15 protein-coding genes and 1 tRNA gene are annotated in these 16076 nt (G+C 75.8%); 2 read left to right on the top strand and 14 right to left on the bottom strand.

Annotation, left to right across the window (positions count from 1 at the left end; all coding sequences use genetic code 11):
- Positions 1-5: 5 nt before the first annotated feature.
- Positions 6-1616, top strand: coding sequence for an N-6 DNA methylase (locus JK356_RS12355; protein ID WP_201867726.1), 1611 nt, complete (start codon positions 6-8; stop codon positions 1614-1616).
- Here JK356_RS12355 and JK356_RS12350 read toward each other — a convergent pair.
- From JK356_RS12350 to JK356_RS12335, 4 genes are read right to left on the bottom strand one after another with little or no spacing between them, the layout of a single operon-like run.
- A complete protein-coding gene (locus tag JK356_RS12350) occupies positions 1565-2833 on the bottom strand; it encodes an McrC family protein (RefSeq protein ID WP_201867725.1) in 1269 nt (422 codons plus the stop codon). The two genes, JK356_RS12355 and JK356_RS12350, sit on opposite strands and share 52 nt — an antisense overlap.
- Positions 2830-4230 (bottom strand): AAA family ATPase, encoded by a 1401-nt coding sequence (locus JK356_RS12345; RefSeq protein ID WP_201867724.1) that lies wholly within the window; start codon positions 4228-4230, stop codon positions 2830-2832. The genes JK356_RS12350 and JK356_RS12345 overlap by 4 nt, the downstream gene beginning before the upstream one ends.
- Before the next feature lie 9 nt (positions 4231-4239).
- Positions 4240-4689 carry a hypothetical protein gene (locus JK356_RS12340; RefSeq protein WP_201867723.1) on the bottom strand — a complete coding sequence of 150 codons (450 nt, stop codon included), beginning with the start codon at positions 4687-4689 and terminating at the stop codon, positions 4240-4242.
- A complete protein-coding gene (locus JK356_RS12335) occupies positions 4686-7076 on the bottom strand; it encodes an ATP-binding protein (RefSeq protein WP_201867722.1) in 2391 nt (796 codons plus the stop codon). The genes JK356_RS12340 and JK356_RS12335 overlap by 4 nt, the downstream gene beginning before the upstream one ends.
- 459 nt (positions 7077-7535) lie before the next feature.
- On the opposite strand from JK356_RS12335, the gene JK356_RS12330 reads away from it, so the two are divergent.
- Positions 7536-8297 carry a hypothetical protein gene (locus JK356_RS12330; protein ID WP_201867721.1) on the top strand — a complete coding sequence of 254 codons (762 nt, stop codon included), beginning with the start codon at positions 7536-7538 and terminating at the stop codon, positions 8295-8297.
- Here the strand turns inward: JK356_RS12330 and JK356_RS12325 are convergent.
- The 10 genes from JK356_RS12325 to galU all read right to left on the bottom strand — a co-directional run bounded on the left by JK356_RS12325 (position 8291) and on the right by galU (position 16068).
- Positions 8291-9049: a trans-aconitate 2-methyltransferase gene (locus JK356_RS12325; RefSeq protein WP_201867720.1), complete on the bottom strand. Its 759-nt coding sequence runs from the start codon at positions 9047-9049 to the stop codon at positions 8291-8293. The two genes, JK356_RS12330 and JK356_RS12325, sit on opposite strands and share 7 nt — an antisense overlap.
- 70 nt (positions 9050-9119) lie before the next feature.
- Positions 9120-9986 (bottom strand): putative RNA methyltransferase, encoded by an 867-nt coding sequence (locus tag JK356_RS12320; RefSeq protein WP_201867719.1) that lies wholly within the window; start codon positions 9984-9986, stop codon positions 9120-9122.
- A gap of 72 nt (positions 9987-10058) precedes the next feature.
- Positions 10059-10652, bottom strand: a complete 594-nt coding sequence (locus tag JK356_RS12315; RefSeq protein WP_201867718.1) for a hypothetical protein — start codon at positions 10650-10652, stop codon at positions 10059-10061.
- 330 nt (positions 10653-10982) lie between these two features.
- Positions 10983-11056 (bottom strand) — tRNA-Ala (locus JK356_RS12310).
- A gap of 72 nt (positions 11057-11128) precedes the next feature.
- On the bottom strand, positions 11129-12091 hold the full coding sequence (glpR, locus tag JK356_RS12305) for a gephyrin-like molybdotransferase receptor GlpR (protein WP_201867717.1): 963 nt from the start codon (positions 12089-12091) through the stop codon (positions 11129-11131).
- A 129-nt stretch (positions 12092-12220) separates the two neighbouring features.
- On the bottom strand, positions 12221-12847 hold the full coding sequence (locus tag JK356_RS12300) for a GNAT family N-acetyltransferase (RefSeq protein WP_201867716.1): 627 nt from the start codon (positions 12845-12847) through the stop codon (positions 12221-12223).
- Positions 12844-13356 (bottom strand): molybdenum cofactor biosynthesis protein B, encoded by a 513-nt coding sequence (locus JK356_RS12295; RefSeq protein ID WP_374100651.1) that lies wholly within the window; start codon positions 13354-13356, stop codon positions 12844-12846. Before JK356_RS12295 ends, JK356_RS12300 begins: the two co-directional genes overlap by 4 nt.
- Entirely contained in the window at positions 13338-13817 is a 480-nt protein-coding gene (gene moaC, locus JK356_RS12290; protein WP_201867714.1) for a cyclic pyranopterin monophosphate synthase MoaC, read from the bottom strand. The genes JK356_RS12295 and moaC overlap by 19 nt, the downstream gene beginning before the upstream one ends.
- Before the next feature lie 21 nt (positions 13818-13838).
- Positions 13839-15164 (bottom strand): gephyrin-like molybdotransferase Glp, encoded by a 1326-nt coding sequence (glp, locus tag JK356_RS12285; RefSeq protein WP_201867713.1) that lies wholly within the window; start codon positions 15162-15164, stop codon positions 13839-13841.
- A complete protein-coding gene (gene galU / locus JK356_RS12280; RefSeq protein WP_201867712.1) occupies positions 15157-16068 on the bottom strand; it encodes a UTP--glucose-1-phosphate uridylyltransferase GalU in 912 nt (303 codons plus the stop codon). Before galU ends, glp begins: the two co-directional genes overlap by 8 nt.
- Positions 16069-16076: the final 8 nt, after the last annotated feature.

Below are 16076 nucleotides of genomic sequence, written 5' to 3'. Positions count from 1 at the left end.
CGTGCATGACGGAGGACGCGCGCCCCGCCGCCGACCCGCTGGTCAGCGGCGCCGAGATCGCCCGGCTGGCCGGGGTGACCAGGGCCGCCGTCTCCAACTGGCGGCGGCGGTACCCAGACTTCCCCCGCCCGGCCGGCGGCGCCGCGGGAGCGCCCCTGTTCTCGCTCGGTGAGGTACGCGCCTGGCTGGCCGCCCACCGCAAGGGCAAGGACGTGCCGGACGAGGCCCGGCTCTGGCAAGCGCTCAAGGGCACCGCGCCCGGCGGCCTCCCCGGCGCCCTCGCCGCCGTCGCGGCGTTCCTCGCCACCGGTGAGCCGTCCGGCCTCGACCCCGGCGTCGCCAGCCTCGCCGCCTCGCTGGCGGAACGCCGCTCGCCCGCCGCTGTGGTCACCGCCCTGACCGACCGCTACCTCGACGCGGCCCGGCGCACCGGCTCCGACCGCGTCACCTCCGCCCGCGTGGTGCGGGCCGTGGCCCACTTCGCCCGCCCCGTGCCGAAGGACGCCACCCTCTTCGACCCCGCCTGCGGCATCGGCACGCTGCTGGCCGCCGTCGGCCCCGCCGCCGGCCCGCGCCGCCTCGGCCAGGAGGCCGACCCCGGCGCGGCGCGCTTCGCCATGCTCCGCTCCGCGCTGACCGGGCCGTCCCGCCTCACCGTCCGGCACGGCGACTCGCTGCGCGCCGACGCCTGGCCCTCGCTCCGCGCCGACCTGGTCATCTGCGACCCCCCGGCCGCCGAAGCCGACTGGGGCCGCGAGGAGCTGCTGCTCGACACCCGCTGGGAGCTGGGCACCCCCTCCCGCGCCGAGGGCGAACTCGCCTGGCTCCAGCACTGCTTCTTCCACACGGCACCCGGCGGCCGGGCCATCGTGGTGATGACGGCCTCCGCCGCCTACCGCAAGGCGGGCCGCCGGATCCGCGCCGAACTGGTGCGGCGCGGCATCCTCACCAGCGTCATCGCCCTGCCGCCCGGCGTGGCCGCCTCCCACGCCCTGCCGGTCCACCTGTGGACGCTGCGCCGCCCCGCCTCGCCCGCCGAGGCCGCCGACCGCGTCCGCATGGTCGACCTCACCGGCAACGACCCGGACGGGCCGCTCAACCCGGCCCCCCAGCAGGTCACCGAGGTGCCCGCGCTCGCGCTGCTCGACGACACCGTGGACCTCACGCCCGCTGCCCACGTGCGGGCCTCCCGGCGCGACGTCCCCGCCGAGTACCGCGAGCTGCGCCGGCAGCTCGACGAGCGGCTGCGCGCGCTGCGGGACCTGCTGCCGCCGCTGGTGACGGGGCCGGGCACCGGCTCCCTGGCCGGGGCGTCCGTCCCGCTCGCCGACCTGGCGCGCGCCGGGCTCGTCGACCTCGCCTCCGGCACCCCGGTCTCCGCCAGCGACCAGCTGGACACCGACTACCTCGCCGGCTTCGTGCGCCGCGACGCCCGGGGCGCGCGGGTGCCGCAGATGGCGGTCGCGGACCAGCGGCGCTACGGGGCGGCGTTCCGGGCGCTGCGCGCATTCGAGGAAAACCTCGACGCGCTCACCGAACTGGGCCGGCGCGCCGCCTGCCTGGCCTACCAGGGGCTGACCGACGGCGCGCTGGCACCCGGCGACCCGGTCCCCTGAGCGACCGCCGCGGCGTCCTGGGCCAGGCGGGCCGCCAGCTCCCGCACCGCGGCCAGCAGCCGCTCCGGCGGCTGGTCCAGGTCGAGCGCGTGCCGGTGCAGCACCACCCCGGCCCCCCGGACCCGGTGCGCCCCGCGCGGCGCGCCGCCCCCGGCGTGGACGAGATGGCCGCGCGGCAGCCCGAGCGCCGTGCAGTACGCCAGCATCTGGTACAGGTCGGCGTGCGGCAGGCCGCCGTCCGGCGCCTGCCCGGACGCCGCCTTGTACTTGGCGTCCACCACGGCACGCGGCCGCCCGTCCGCGCCGTACCACACCAGGTCGGGCCGCATCCGCACCGCGCCGTCCTCGTCGAGCCACATCTGCTGCTGGAGCACCGTGCGCCCGCCGTACGCCGCCAGCGCCTCGCGCAGCGCCACGCACACGAAGTCCTCGAAGACGGCGTTCATGTCACACACGAAGCCCTCCACGGCGACGCCCCCCGGTGCGAGCTCCACGGACGAGCCGCGCAGCACCGTCTCCGCCAGCCGCAGCGCGGGCCAGTACCGGGCGTTGAGGCGGCTCGGCCGCCATCGCGGCAGCGGCGCGCCCGGCGCCAGCCGCGCCGCACCCCCCAGCCGCGCGCCGTGGTGCCGCAGCCGCTGCCGCACGGCCCGCGGCACCCGCGGCAGGCGCAGCAGCCGCTCGGCGGCGGCCCGCAGCAGGCGGTTCTCGGCGGTGTCGGTGCCGTACGCGTCGTACGCCACCTCCAGCGGCAGCGCCCGGCCCAGGTGCCGGCGCAGCTGCTCCGCCTCGCGCAGCCGCCCCCGCAGCACGGGCGCGGACTCCTCGGTCCGGCGGTAGCCCTGGAGCACGCCCTGCCGCAGGGCCCGCTCCAGCGCCCGCTCGTAGGCGTGCGCCAGCGCGGGCAGCACCTCGTCGTGCGCCGCCAGGCCGACGGTCCCCGCGCCGTGCGTCTTCGGATCGCGGGCGTAGCCCAGCAGGAAGAACAGCCGGGCCACCGGCAGCTTCGGCGCGATCCGCAGCTCCAGGCTCTCGCCGCCCGGCACCGCCAGCCGGACCGCCCCGACGCGGCTGCCCGCCCGCAGCCGCCACGCGCCCGGCACGTGCGGGTCGGGCGCGGCGGTGACAAGACCGGAGGCGGCCAGCGCCCGCCCGGCCGCGTCGGGCAGCCGGAGCGTCGCCGCCGGGCCGTGCTCCGTCAGCTCGACGAGCGTCACGCCGCCGGCCCGTCCTCGCGCAGCGCGGCCCGCAGCGCCTCCAGGCCGTAGCGCTCCGCCACGTCGACGTCCTCGCCGTAGTGGTACTCCGCGAGCAGCGGCAGGATCTTGGTGCGCCAGACCCGCTCCAGGCCACCGTCGCGGTAGACGCCCGGCTTCATCAGATAGGACGGCCCGACCGCGAAGTCAGGGTCGGGTATGCGGGAGTTGAGCGCGTCCAGCAGGTCGGCCGGCTCGCTGTCCCGGCCCTCGCGCGCCAGCCAGCGGCGCAGCAGCCCGCGCACCGGCTCGACCCGCGGCGACAGCTCCACGAACGCGAACCGGCGCCGCATCGCCGCGTCCACCAGCGCGATGGACCGGTCCGCCGTGTTCATCGTGCCGATGACGAACAGGTTGGGCGGCAGCGCGAACCGCTCGCCCGAGTACATCAGCCGCACCGACCGGTCGCGGTACTCCAGCAGGAAGTACAGCTCGCCGAACACCTTCGCCAGGTTGGCCCGGTTGATCTCGTCGATGACCAGCACGTGCGGTATGTGGCGCCGCTCGGGCCGGGCGGCCAGATCCGCCAGCTCCCGCAGCGGGCCGGCCGTCAGCCGGAACGCGATCCCGCCCTCGGGCCCGTCCTGCCGGGGCCGGAACCCCTCGAAGAAGTCCTCATAGGCGTACGAGGGATGGAACTGCACCAGCGTCACCTGCCCGGGGCCGCCGCCCAGGAACTCCGCGAACGCCAGCGCCAGATGCGTCTTGCCCGTCCCCGGCGGCCCGTACAGCACCAGCTGCCGCTCGTCCCACAGCAGGTCACGCAGCTCCCGCAGCCACGCCGCGTCGTGCACCAGCAGCGACCGGGCCAGCGCCGCGTCCGGCTCGGGCAGCCGCAGCTCCCGCGGCGCCGCCGCCCGCGCCGCCTCCCCCCGCCGGACGGCGTCCAGCAGGTGGCGCACGGCCGTCAGCTCCACCACCTCGTGCGGCCCCCACAGCCGCTCCCGCAGCTCCTCGGGCAGCTCGTCCCACGCGGCCGAGGCGCTCCAGGACACCGGACGCCGCAGCTCGCACCGGCCGTCACCGGCCGCCTGGCGCACCACGCCGCCGGTGATCTCGCCGGTGAACAGCCGCCCGCCCGCCAGCGCGCACACCACGTCGCCCGGCCGCATCACCGACAGGAACGCGTGCAGCTCCTCGACCCGCTGGAGCTTCTCGGTGTACGTCGCCGACGGCCCCAGCTCGCGCTCGGTCACCTCCCGCAGCCGGTCCTTGCCGGCGCCGGGCTCCAGCTCGCCGCCCCCGGCGGCGGACAGGGCCACCACGCCGTGCGGCAGCCACACCTGGCCGACTACCTCGTCCCCGGGCGGGTCCGCGCGGCGGACCAGCCAGGCCCGCCGGTTGTGCTCCTCACTCACGCACCGACCCTACCGGGGCCCGCTGACACTCCGGCCGGCGCTCCGCCCCGGGCGGCCGCCGGGCCGCTCCTGCCCGTCCCCGGCCGGGGGATCGGGCAGCGACCGGATCAGCTCGGCCACGTCCGGCACGCGCGCCCTGATCTCCGCGGGCGTCGGCGGCAGTTCGTAGCTGTGGTGGTGGCACGCGGAGCTGAGCGCGGCCCACACCGCGTACCAGCGGCGCGCCACCTGTGGGCCGGCGTAGTACGCCAGGCACAGCATCTTGGTCCGGCCCTTGCTCCGCGTCATGCCGGGGCTGATCCGGCGCCAGTAGCCGTTCATCGTCTCGTCCAGCGCCAGCCGCAGCAGCGCGGCGGCGGCCCGGGCCCGGGTGCCGGGGGCGAGCGCCTCGGCCGTGCCCGGCGGCGGGTTCAGCAGCCGTTCGGCGGCGGCGACCAGGCCGCTGGTGGGCAGCGTCACCGGTGCTGCACCGCCCTGGCGAGCTGCTGGGTCGCCCTGACCAGCTCGCGCGGCTCACCCATCGGCGGCAGCGCCTCGTGGGAGCCCGCGTTGCACAGCTGGATCAGCGTGCGCGCCCACGCGCCGTGCTCCCGCGCGACCGCGCCCAGCACCTCCGACGCGCGGTCGCGGGTGCCGAAGATCGCCAGCGCCGCCACCTCGACCAGCGAGTGGGCCTTCGCCGTCTCCTGCTCGGCGGCCAGGTGCCCCAGCCGCTCGTCGCGCAGCCGCCGCCGCGCCGCCTGGAGGTAGGCGGCCTCCAGCACCCCCCGGCACATCGCGGGCAGCACCCGCTCGGCCACGTCCCGCGGCAGCCGGTCGTCGCTGGCCACGGACCACGCCTCGCCGAGCGCCTGCGTGACCGGGTCGCTGACCGGCACCACCCGCACCACCGAGTCCGTCTGCCGCGAGACCTCCCGCACCGTGGCGCTGATGCCCAGATGGCTGATGGCCTGCTGCAACCGGGTGTCGTGCGTGAAGACGACGACCTGCCGGGTGCGGGCGTACTCGTCGAGGACGCGGGCGAGCCCCTCGACCTTCTCCGGGTCCATCGACTGCACCGGATCGTCGATGACGAGGAAGCCGAACGGGCTGCCGTGGTGCGCCGCCCGCGGCACGAACAGCGACAGCGCCAGGGAGTGCAGCTCACCCTGGCTCATGACGCTGTACGCGGGCGCGTCGATGTCGTCCACGGAGACGTCCAGCACCACCTTGCCCTGGTTGGCCGTGCCCGCCAGGCTGATGGCGCCCAGCGTGACGCTGCTGCGCTCGCACAGCCGCCGCCACACCCGCTGCGAGGCGTCGGCGAACGGCTTGAGCCGGGCGTCCCGCAGCTCGTCGGTGACGGTCCTGAGCCACTCGCGGGCGGCCTTGACGTGCCGCAGCCGCGGCCGGGCGTCCTCGGCGGCCTCGGCCGCGGCCAGCCAGTCACCGAGGCGGACGGCCAGGCCCTGCCACCGGCTGTCGCGGTCGGCGAGCTGCCCGGCGGCGTCCTCCCGGGCCTGGTGGCAGGCGACGTCCAGCGCCACGGCGGCGCGTTCGACGCGCTCGGCCAGCTCCGCCGGATCGCTGATGCCGCGGCAGACCGCCCACTCGCGCCAGCGGTCCGCCAGCGAGGAGGACTCCGCCTGCAACCAGCCGGGCACCGGGTGCACCAGGTCCCGCACCGCCCGCACGGCGGCGTCCAGCCCCCGGTGGGCGGCCTCCGCCTCGGCCGCCTCGGTGGTCAGCCGCGCGATCTGCTCCCGGGCGTCCGCCGCCCACGCCTCGTCCAGGCGGCCGGCGGACCCGCACACCGGGCAGTCGGCGGAGCCGGGGTGGCGGCGGCGGTGGTCGAGCGCGGCGCGCAGCAGCTCGCTGAGCCGGCGCGCGTTCTCGGCGGTGCCCTCCCGGACGTTCTCGGCCCGGGCGGCGGCCTGCCGCAGCCGCGCCACGGCGCCGCGCAGCTCCGCCAGGTCCGGCCCCTCGATGCCGGCCAGGCGCCGCAGCCGGGCCAGGTCGCCGCCGTCCTCGGCCGGATGGCCCTTCAGCAGGGCCCGCACCCGGTCCAGGTCAGGGTGGCGGGCGCGCAGCGCGGCGGCGGCCTCGGCGGCCCGGGGGTCGTCGTGCGTTTCGAGCTCGGCGAGCACGGCCCGCGTCATCTCGGTGTACTGGCTGACCGTCTCGTTGAGCGTCCGGCGCAGGGCCAGCACCTGCTTGTCGGTGTCGCGCAGCAGCTCCAGGCCCAGGATGCGGGCGAGGGCGTCGTGGAGCGCGCTGAGCGGCTTGTTGAGCATGGCGCCCAGCTCGCTGTAGGAGAGGAACGGCCGGTACAGCGACAGCGCCTCGGGGTCGAGGAACTCCTCCAGCCGCACCGGTGGCCGGCCCGGCCGTTCGACGACCGCCGTGGAGTCGTCGACGTCCTCGCCCTGCCACGTCCTGCGGACCGTGACGGGCTCGCGCTCGCCGTCCACGGACAGCTCGACCGACACCTGGGGAGCGCGGTGGTCATGCAGGTTCCGCCAGCCCTGCTTCCAGATCTTGGTGCGCCCGTGCCAGCGCGCGTTGTCCCCGGTCAGCGCCATCTCGGCGGCCTCGGCGAAGCTGGACTTGCCGGAGCCGTTGCGCCCGGCGACGACCGTCAGTCCCGGGCCTGGGGGAAGTTCGAGCGTGGCCGCCGGGCCGATGCCGCGCCAGCCCGCCGCCGTAACCGACCGCAGGTAGACCGTGCCCGTGCCGTTCGTGCCGCCCCTGGCGCGTGCCTCGGGCAGCAGCTCGCGCAGCAGATCCTGGGCGGGGGCGGGCAGACCGGACTCGGCGAGGCGACCGAGGAGCACGTCGCGCAGCGCGGCCTGCGGATGGTCGGTCATGGCGATCCCTGGGGCGTGGGGGCACGGCTGTCGGAGCGATCGCGACGGCTCGGGACCGTTGCGGAACGAGCATGACGCAGGCGCGTTAGCGAAGTCAACGCAGATAAGAAACGGGGCGGGACCCCGAAAACGTGTACGTGGCACGGGAGATGGAACCGGCGGCGGAGACCGCGCGTCCTGCCGGGGACAAGCCACCGCCCACGGCGAGACGTTCACCACCCTCGGCGACGTGGGGTTCATCCGCTTCCGGCACGGCACAGCCCGCCCGCTGGGACGCCCTCACCGGGGAACTCGCCGGTCTCGGCTGGCCGGTGGGCCTCAGCAGCTGCGGCGAGCGCGGCGAGCCGGTCCGCGACATCCCGCCGGTGCGGCCGGCGGAACGGAACCCCTAAGGTGAGGGTGGGCTGGCTGGGCGCGTGGCGGCACGCCGCGCGCACACCACACACAACCGGGAACACCATGAGGAAGACACGTACCGTACGGGGCGCCCTCGCCGCCACGGCCGCCGCGCTCAGCGTCACGCTCGCCGCCACGGCCTCCGGCGCCGAGGCCCCCACGGCGGATGCCACGCCGGCCCCGGACGCCACCTCCGGCTACACCTACGCCGACTTCTCCCGCCTGACCGAGCGGTCGGCGGGCCAGTTCGGCTCGGGTGACTCCGTCGCCGGGCAGTGGTCCTGGCGCACCGACGGGCCCGGCCAGTACAGCATCACCTGGGACCAGGAACGCCCGGAGAACCGCGAGCGCTTCTCCCGCTCCGAGGACGGCGAGTGGCTGCTCCTCGACGGCTGGGGCATCAAGGGCACCGAGTACTACGAGCAGCGCGTCACCTCCGAGTACGCGGGCGACGCCGACTGCGCGAACATGGAGCCCCTCCCGTCCGAAGGCGGCCTCCAGCACTACGTCCGCTGGGACATCCCCGAGGAGGGCTACTGCCTCGACGCGCGCGGCACCATCACCGAGGAGTCCGGCGGTGGCACGGAGATCACCTTCCGCCACCGCCAGGTCTGGTCGCCGCCCGCGCCCTGCGCCAATGCCACCTTCGGCGAGCAGCTGTGCATCACCCAGCACGAGACCTGGTGGGACGACAACGGCCACTCCTACCAGAAGGTCCTCGACCGGGAGATCCACCTCGCCTACGGGCTGGGGATGGCGTTCACCATTGACCAGACCTATCCCGAGCCCTGGTCCGCCGAGCTGATCAACGTCTGGGACTACTGAGCGGGCTGGGCCGGCGGGCGGTGGCCGATGAAAATCGTGCGCCCCTGCCCGCCCTCCTCGCGCGCCCAGAAGACGGCGAAGCCCGCCGCGGCGAGCAGCTCCCGCCAGACGGCCGCCGGGAACAGGCCCGTGGTGTGCGTCTCGTGCACCGCGCGGACCCGCCCGTCCGCCTCGCGCAGCGTGAACGTGTACTCGGTGCGCACCGTCGTCGCACCCGGCTCCGGCGGCAGGCTCCACGCCAGGTAACGCGCGCCGCTGCCGTCTTCGGCGTCGTCCCCGCCGCAGTCGGTGCGGGGCTGGTAGGTCTCGGCGAGATGGTCGGGGAAGAACAGGGCGACGCCGCCGGGCCGGCAGTGGCGGTAGGCGGTGCGGAACGCGGCGGCCAGGTCCTCGCGCGTCGTCATGTAGTCGATGGCGTCGTGCACGATGACCGCGTCGAACGTCTCGTCCAGCCGCAGGTGACGCATGTCGCCCACCAGATGCTCGGCGTCCGGGTTGAGGCGGCGCGAGACGTCGAGCATCTGCGGCGAGAGGTCCACCAGCGTCAGCGCGTACCGCGACCGCAGGTGGTGCGCCAGATGCCCGCCGCCGCAGCCGAGTTCGAGCACCCGCCGCACCGGCCGCTTGGCCTGGCCCAGCAGCGTCACGGCGGTCGCGGCGTCGTCCTCGTAAACGTCCACGGGCGAAAGCAGCGGCCACCACCGGGCCAGGTCCCCGTACAGCCGCGCGGGCTGGTCTGGTGTCGTCGTCACTGCGTGCTGCCGCCTTCCCGCTCCGGAAAGCCCGTCCGGACGGCCCGATCCTACGGGCGGCCCGGCGGCGTCACCGCGGCCGGTACACGGACAGGGTGAACGAGGCCGTCACCGGCACCGGCGGCGCCAGCGCGGCGACGCGGTCCCGCAGCTCACCGGGGGCGACGTGGTGGGCGCTCGGCCCCATGGCGACCAGCCGCTCGATGTCGCCGGCGGACAGGCGCAGCCCGTACTCCAGCGGCTCGGCGCGCTCCCGGGTGAAGTGGCCGTCCAGCGCGCGGCTCAGCCGCTCCTCCTTGGCCGGATCGACCGCCAGCGTGCCGGCGTGCTCGCGCAGTTCGGCCAGGTGCCGGGCCGCCGGCGTCACGACGAGCAGCGCGCCGCCGGGGCGCAGCACCCGGTGGAACTCCCCGCCGTTGCGCGGCGCGAACACGTTGAGCACGAGGTCGAACGCGCCGTGCCGCACCGGCAGCTGACGCCACACGTCCCACGTCGCGGCCATCGCGCGGGCGTGGGCCCGGGCGGCCCGGCGCAGGGCGCGCGAGGAGGTGTCCAGCCCCAGGCCGGCGGCCGACGGCAGGGCGTCCAGCACGGCGGCCAGGTAGTAGCCGGTGCCGGTGCCCGCGTCCAGCACGGCGGCCCCGGGCGGGCACACCTCCCTTGCCAGGCCGGCCAGGGCACGGCCGAGCGGCGCGTAGTGCCCCGCCCCCAGGAACTCCTCACGGGCCTGCACCATGGCGGCGGTGTCGGCGCTCGCGGCGCGGCGCCCGCCGGACAGCAGGCTGACGTAGCCCTGGCGGGCGATGTCGAACGTGTGCCGCGCGGGACAGCGCAGCGCGCCGTCGGCGGGCGCGAGGCGCTCGCGGCACAGCGGGCAGCGCAGGAGGTCCAGAATCCTGCCCCGTGCCCGCTCGCGCGCGTCGGTTGGGGTGGGCATGACTGGTTCCTCGGCGGCGGTCAGCGGCGGCCGGCCCCGCACCGGGGCCCGCACGCCCCGAGGCTACCGCGCTCAGCCTCCGGCCTCCGGGGCGCCGCCGGTTTCGCCGATCCAGCACAGGACGTCCTCGAAGCCCTGGGCCCAGCTGATGCGCAGGACGGCCGGGCCCTCGTCGCATTCCCACACCTCGCCCACCGCACCGGCCGCCCCGGGCGCGGTCTCGACGGTGGCCGTGCCCTGGAACGACTCCTGGGTGCCTTCGAGGCCGGCGAGGCTGCTGCACTCCAGTTCCACGCTGAGCTGGTTGACGCCCTCCTCCTCGACGGAGCCGAAGCAGATTGCGTCGGACTGGAGGGGGGAGCCGGGCGCGGGACTGCCCACGGAGTCGGCGTCCCCGTTCGCGTCGATGAGCAGGGTGTAGTAGGCGCCGCCGTCCGACTGCGCCGGCATCCAGCCGCCGGCCAGATCAGCGAGCGTGACCTGCTCCGGCGTGGGGGAGGGCTCCGCCTCCGGCTGCTCGCCGGGCGGGTGGGTGGGCTGCGGGGCGTCGGCCTGGGACGAGTCCCCGCCGCTGTCCCCGTCGCTGGAGCCGCTGTCGCTGGAACAGCCACCGGCCACCAGCACGGCTGTGACGGCCACCGCCGCCAGAGAAACGGTTCGTCGCATCCCCCTTGCATACCCGCCTTACCCGGTGAGGGGTCCCCGGCAGCGGTCCGTCCCCGCCGCAGCACTCGCGGCCGCACGCGAGCGCCATGCGCAGCATGTGGCCCCGGATCCGCTCCAGTGGGGTGCCGGAGAGGCCGCGCATCGCCGCAACCGACGCCACTCGCCGCTGGCGACCGAGGCCGGGGGCTTGCTGGCAGTCCCTGCTGGCTGAGGGAGACGGGGGCAGCCGGAGCCGCAGCCTTCGCCCTGGCCGGAGCGCGTTGCTGTACTCCGCTGTACGCCCATGCGAAAACCCCCGCCGACTACCGCCGACGAGGGCTCGAACCTGCGTGGACCTGAGGGGATTTGAACCCCTGACCCCCTCGTTGCGAACGAGATGCGCTACCAGACTGCGCTACAGGCCCGTAAGACGCTGCAACTGTAGCACCCGGACGGCCGTGGTCTGAAATCCGAGGGGAGCCCACAGGGGCCGGGGCCTACTCGCCCGCCGCGCGGGGGTGGTCGTCGTCGGCGTACTGGTCGAAGAGGGGAGTGCTGCGCGGCGGCTCGGCCGGGGCCGAGGGCTGGGAGCCGGCCGTGGTGGAGCGGTCGGGGGACCAGGTGGACGGGCCGCCGCCGCGCGTCCTGCGCGGCGCCACGGGCGCGTTCACGTACGTCGGCAGCGGCACGGGCGCCGGGTCCCACGTCGGGGCCGTGCCCGGGCGGCGCTGCTGGTCGACCCACTCGGCGTGGTCGGTCTGTTCCACGACCGCGCGGGCGGGCTGCTCCCGCTCCGCCTCGGCCGGGCGGGCGGCGGCGCTGGCCTGCGCGCGCTCGCGGAGGCGCCGCGCGGCCTCCTCGGCGCGGCGGCGGTCGAGCGCGACGGCGTAGCGGCGGTGCTCCTGGCGGCGGACGTGGATCACGTACGCGAGCAGCAGCGCGGCCGGGATGGCGGGCAGCCACAGCAGGCCGGGGCCGGACGAGAGCGCGAAGACGCCGCCGAGGGTGAAGGCCAGGAAGAGCACCATCGTGGTGCGGCGGCGCCGGGCCAGAACCTTGGCGCGGGCCGCCGAGATCTGCGCGGGCTTCCCTGTTTCAGGCGGCTTCACGGGCCGGGAGCCACCGGACGCCTTCGGGGACTTGGCGGACTTCGGGGACGGCACCGGCGCCGGGGGCATGGTCACCGGCTCGGCGTAGGCGCGGACATCGGCGGAGAAATCCGGCGTGGCCGTGGCCTCCTCGTCGCCGTCCGCGTCCGGGCGCGCCTCGTCGGCGGCTGGCCCGTCGTCCCGGGCGGCCGCCGCGCCGAGCCTGCCGCGCGTCAGCAGGCGGAGTGCCGTGCTGAACCGCTCGGTGGGGCGGGCCTCGTTCAGCTCGTCCTGCCGGCGGAGCCACATCGGCACCAGGTACGCGGCCCAGGCTCCGACGATTACTGCGAAGATGAGGCCACTGCTGCTCACGGTCACACGGTAGAGGGATTCGTGCGAGTCCATCCGCCAAATCGGGCGGTGTGTCGCCCGAACCGGCGCTCTCCCTGGATTTTCTTCGGATTGTTTTCAGAATCGTTATCTTTTAATCGAACAAAGTTTTTATTTCTGCTGGCTGTCCCGCTCCCGCCGCTGGTGCCAGCGGGCCAGCAGCCCCGCCGGCACCTCCTCCGCGGTGAGCGCGAAAACCAGGTGGTCGCGCCACTCGCCGTCGATGTGCAGATACCGCGGGCGCAGCCCCTCCTCGCGGAAACCCAGCTTTTCCACCACGCGCCTGCTGGGCCCGTTCTCCGGCCGGATGCAGATCTCCACCCGGTGCAGCCCCAGCGTCCTGAAACAGTAGTCCGTCACCAGCGCCACCGCCGTCGGCATCACACCCCGGCCCGCCACGGCGCGGTCCACCCAGTAGCCGATGTGCGCCGAGCACATCGACCCCCACGTGATCCCGGCGACCGTCAGCTGCCCGGCCAGCCGCCCCCGGTAGGTCACCACGAACGGCAGCATGCGGCCGGCCTGCGCCTCCGCCCGCAGGTGCCGCACCATCTGCCGGAACGTCGGCCGGCGCGGCGGCGCCTGGCCGGGCCGGGGCGGCGGCAGCGTCGCCTCCCAGGGCCGCAGCCAGTCGCGGTTGCGCTGGTTGACCTCGCGCCAGGCGCGCTGGTCCCGCTGCCTTATGGGCCGCAGCCCCACGTCACCGTCGGACAGCTCGACGGGCCAGTACCCCTTCACGGCCGGTGATCGCCGCCGCGCAGCTGGTCCACCGCGTGCCGCAGCAGCGGGCGCAGCACCGCCAGGCCGTCCCGCACGCCGCCGGTGGAGCCCGGCAGGTTCACGATGAGGGTGCGGCCCGCGACCCCGGCCACACCCCGCGACAGCGCCGCCGCCGGCACCTTGGCCATCCCGGCGGCACGGACCGCCTCGGCGATGCCCGGCACCTCGTAGTCCAGCACCCGCCGCGTCATCTCCGGCGTCCGGTCGGTCGGCGAAATGCCGGTGCCGCCGGTCGTGAGCACCACGTCGTGCCCGGCCGCGACGGCCTCGCGCAGCGCCTCGGCGACCGGCTCACCATCGGGCACGACCACCGGCCCCGTCACGGCGAAGCCCAGCTCAGCCAGCCCCTCGGCCAGCAGCGGACCGCCGGTGTCCTGGTAGACCCCGGCCGCGGCGCGGTTGGACGCGGTCAGCGCCAGCGCCCGGTACCCGGCCGGCTCCCCGCTCGTCACGTGTCCCTGCTCCAGTCTCCCGAGGCGCCGCCCGTCTTCTCCTCCACCCGGACGTCGCTGATCACCGCGTGCCGGTCCACGGCCTTGACCATGTCCACCAGCGTCAGCGCGGCGACGCTGACGGCCGTGAGGGCCTCCATCTCCACTCCGGTGCGGTCCGTCGTCCGCACCGTCGCCGTGATCTCCACGGCCTCCTCGGCGAGGGCCAGGTCCACCGACACCCCCGACAGGGCCAGCGGGTGACACAGCGGAACGAGGTCGGGGGTCCGCTTGGCGGCCATGATCCCCGCGATGCGGGCGGTCGCCAGGGCGTCGCCCTTCGGCACGCCGCCGTCGCGCAGCAGGGAGAGGGTGGCGGGCGCGAGCAGCACCCGGCCCGTGGCCCGCGCCGTCCGCGCGGTGACGGGCTTGCCCGACACGTCGACCATCCGCGCGTCCCCGGCCTCGTTGAGGTGTGTGAGTTGCGGGGTGCTCATGAAGGGCTACGGTACTCCCGCTCAGTCCAGCAGCACGACGGCGATATCGGCTCCGCTCGGCACGCTCGTCACCGACGCCTCGATGTCGAGCAGCACGTCCGCGCGGGCCAGCGCCCCGATCAGATGCGAGCTGGGGCCGCCCACCGGCCGGACCGTGCCCACCCGCTCGCCCGGCCGCGGCGGCGTGTACGAGCCGCGCAGGAACTGCCGCTTTCCGGCCGGAGACGTCAGCGGCGCGCCGCCGTCCGTCACCAGACGGGCGACCGTCCGCGGCCGGTGCAGCGCGTCGGGGCCGTACCCCGCGAGCGCGCGCAGCGCCGGGCGCACGAAGATCTCGAACGAGACGTACGCGCTCACCGGGTTCCCCGGCAGGGCGAACAGCGGCGTCCCGGCCGGCCCGGTGAGCCCGAACCCCTGCGGCTTGCCGGGCTGCATCGCCAGCCGCCGGAACACCACGCCCGTGGCCGGATCGGCCAGCGCCGCCTTGACCACGTCGTACGCGCCGACGCTGACGCCGCCGCTGGTGAGCACGAGGTCCGCGCCGCCGAGGCAGGAGTCGAGCGCGCCGCGCAGCGCGCCGGCGTCGTCGGCGACGGCCGGGGCCAGCCGCACCACCGCGCCGGCGCGCTCGGCGGCGGCGGCCAGCATCGGGCCGTTGGCGTCGTAGATCTGGCCGGGCGCCAGGGCCTCGCCGGGCGGGACGAGTTCGCTGCCCGTGGACATCACGACGACGCGGGGGCGCGGCCGCACCCGCACGCGCGCGCGGCCGATGGCGGCCAGCAGGCCCACCTGCGGCGGCCCGAGGACCGTCCCGGCCGCCAGCGCCAGCGTGCCCGGCGTGATGTCGCTGCCGGACGCCCTGACGTGTGCCCCGAGCGAGACGGGCCGGAAGACGCGTACCTCGCCGCCGGCGGGCGCGGCGGCCGGGGGCGCCATGGCGTCGGCGGGCTGGTCGCCGCCGGTGCCGCCGTCCGTCCACTCCACGGGGACGACGGCCTCCGCGCCCGGCGGCAGCGGCGCGCCGGTCATGATCCGCACTGCCTGCCCGGGCCCGACCGGGGGCGACCCGGCGGCTCCCGCCGCGATGTCGCCCGTGACGCGCAGCCGCGCCGGCGTCTCGCGGGTGGCGGCCTCGACGTCGGCGACGCGCACCGCGTAGCCGTCCATCGAGCTGTTGTCGAACGGCGGCAGCGGCGAGACCGCCGGCACGTCCTCGGCCAGCACCAGGCCCGCCGCCTCGGTCAGCGACAGCTCCACGGGCTCCAGCGGTCGGACCGCCCGCAGCACGTCGGCCAGGTGCTCCTCGACGGACCAGATCCGGCCGCCTGCCTGCTCGTCGTCAGCCAAGGCGCGGCATCTCCTCTGTGACGTAGTGGCGCAGCCACTGCCGGAACTCCGGCCCCAGGTCGGGGCGTTCGCAGGCGAGGCGGACGATGGAACGCAGGTAGTCGCCCTTGTCGCCGGTGTCGTAGCGGCGGCCGGAGAAGATCACGCCGTGCACCGGACCGCCGAGCGAGGGGTCGGCGGCCATGGCCGCCAGCGCGTCGGTGAGCTGGATCTCGCCGCCGCGGCCGGGGGGCGTCTGGCGCAGCACGTCGAAGACGCCGGGGTCGAGCACGTAGCGGCCGATGATGGCCAGATTGCTGGGAGCGTCGGCCGGGTCGGGCTTCTCGACCAGGCCGGTCACGCGCCGCACGCCGTCGCTGTCGACGGGCTCCACGGCGGCGCAGCCGTAGAGGTGGATCTGGTCGGGGTCGACCTCCAGCAGCGCGATGACGCTGCCGCCGTACTCCTCCTGCACGGCCGTCATCCGGGTCAGCAGCGGGTCGCGCGGGTCGATCAGGTCGTCGCCGAGGAGCACGGCGAACGGCTGGTCGCCGACGTGCGGGGCGGCGCAGAGCACCGCGTGGCCCAGGCCCTTGGGGTCGCCCTGGCGGACGTAGTGGATGGTCGCCAGGTCGTTCGACGCCTGCACGCGGGAGAGCCGGTCGTCGTCCCCCTTGCGGTGGAGGGCCTCTTCCAGCTCGTAGTTGCGGTCGAAGTGGTCCTCCAGGGGACGCTTGTTGCGCCCGGTGATCATCAGCACATCGGTGAGTCCCGCCGCGGTGGCCTCTTCGACCACGTACTGGATGGCCGGCTGGTCGACGACGGGCAGCATCTCCTTCGGCGTGGCCTTGGTCGCAGGCAGGAAACGCGTGCCGAGGCCGGCAGCGGGAATGACTGCCTTGCTGATGCGGGAGGGTCGGCTCATGGCGGTCA

It is taken from the genome of Streptomyces sp. 7-21, assembly GCF_016741785.1.
In the GTDB taxonomy this organism is placed as follows: Bacteria; Actinomycetota; Actinomycetes; order Streptomycetales; family Streptomycetaceae; genus Streptomyces.
This window is presented reverse-complemented; position numbering and strand designations above follow the sequence as displayed.

What these genes read in the sequence shown, in the direction of transcription:
- JK356_RS12355 (WP_201867726.1), top strand. Translation starts at nt 6, where the DNA reads ATGACGGAGGACGCGCGCCCCGCCGCCGACCCGCTGGTCAGCGGCGCC.
- JK356_RS12335 (WP_201867722.1), bottom strand. Translation starts at nt 7,076, where the DNA reads ATGACCGACCATCCGCAGGCCGCGCTGCGCGACGTGCTCCTCGGTCGC.
- JK356_RS12330 (WP_201867721.1), top strand. Translation starts at nt 7,536, where the DNA reads ATGAGGAAGACACGTACCGTACGGGGCGCCCTCGCCGCCACGGCCGCC.
- JK356_RS12320 (WP_201867719.1), bottom strand. Translation starts at nt 9,986, where the DNA reads ATGCCCACCCCAACCGACGCGCGCGAGCGGGCACGGGGCAGGATTCTG.
- JK356_RS12315 (WP_201867718.1), bottom strand. Translation starts at nt 10,652, where the DNA reads ATGCGACGAACCGTTTCTCTGGCGGCGGTGGCCGTCACAGCCGTGCTG.
- moaC (WP_201867714.1), bottom strand. Translation starts at nt 13,817, where the DNA reads ATGAGCACCCCGCAACTCACACACCTCAACGAGGCCGGGGACGCGCGG.
- galU (WP_201867712.1), bottom strand. Translation starts at nt 16,068, where the DNA reads ATGAGCCGACCCTCCCGCATCAGCAAGGCAGTCATTCCCGCTGCCGGC.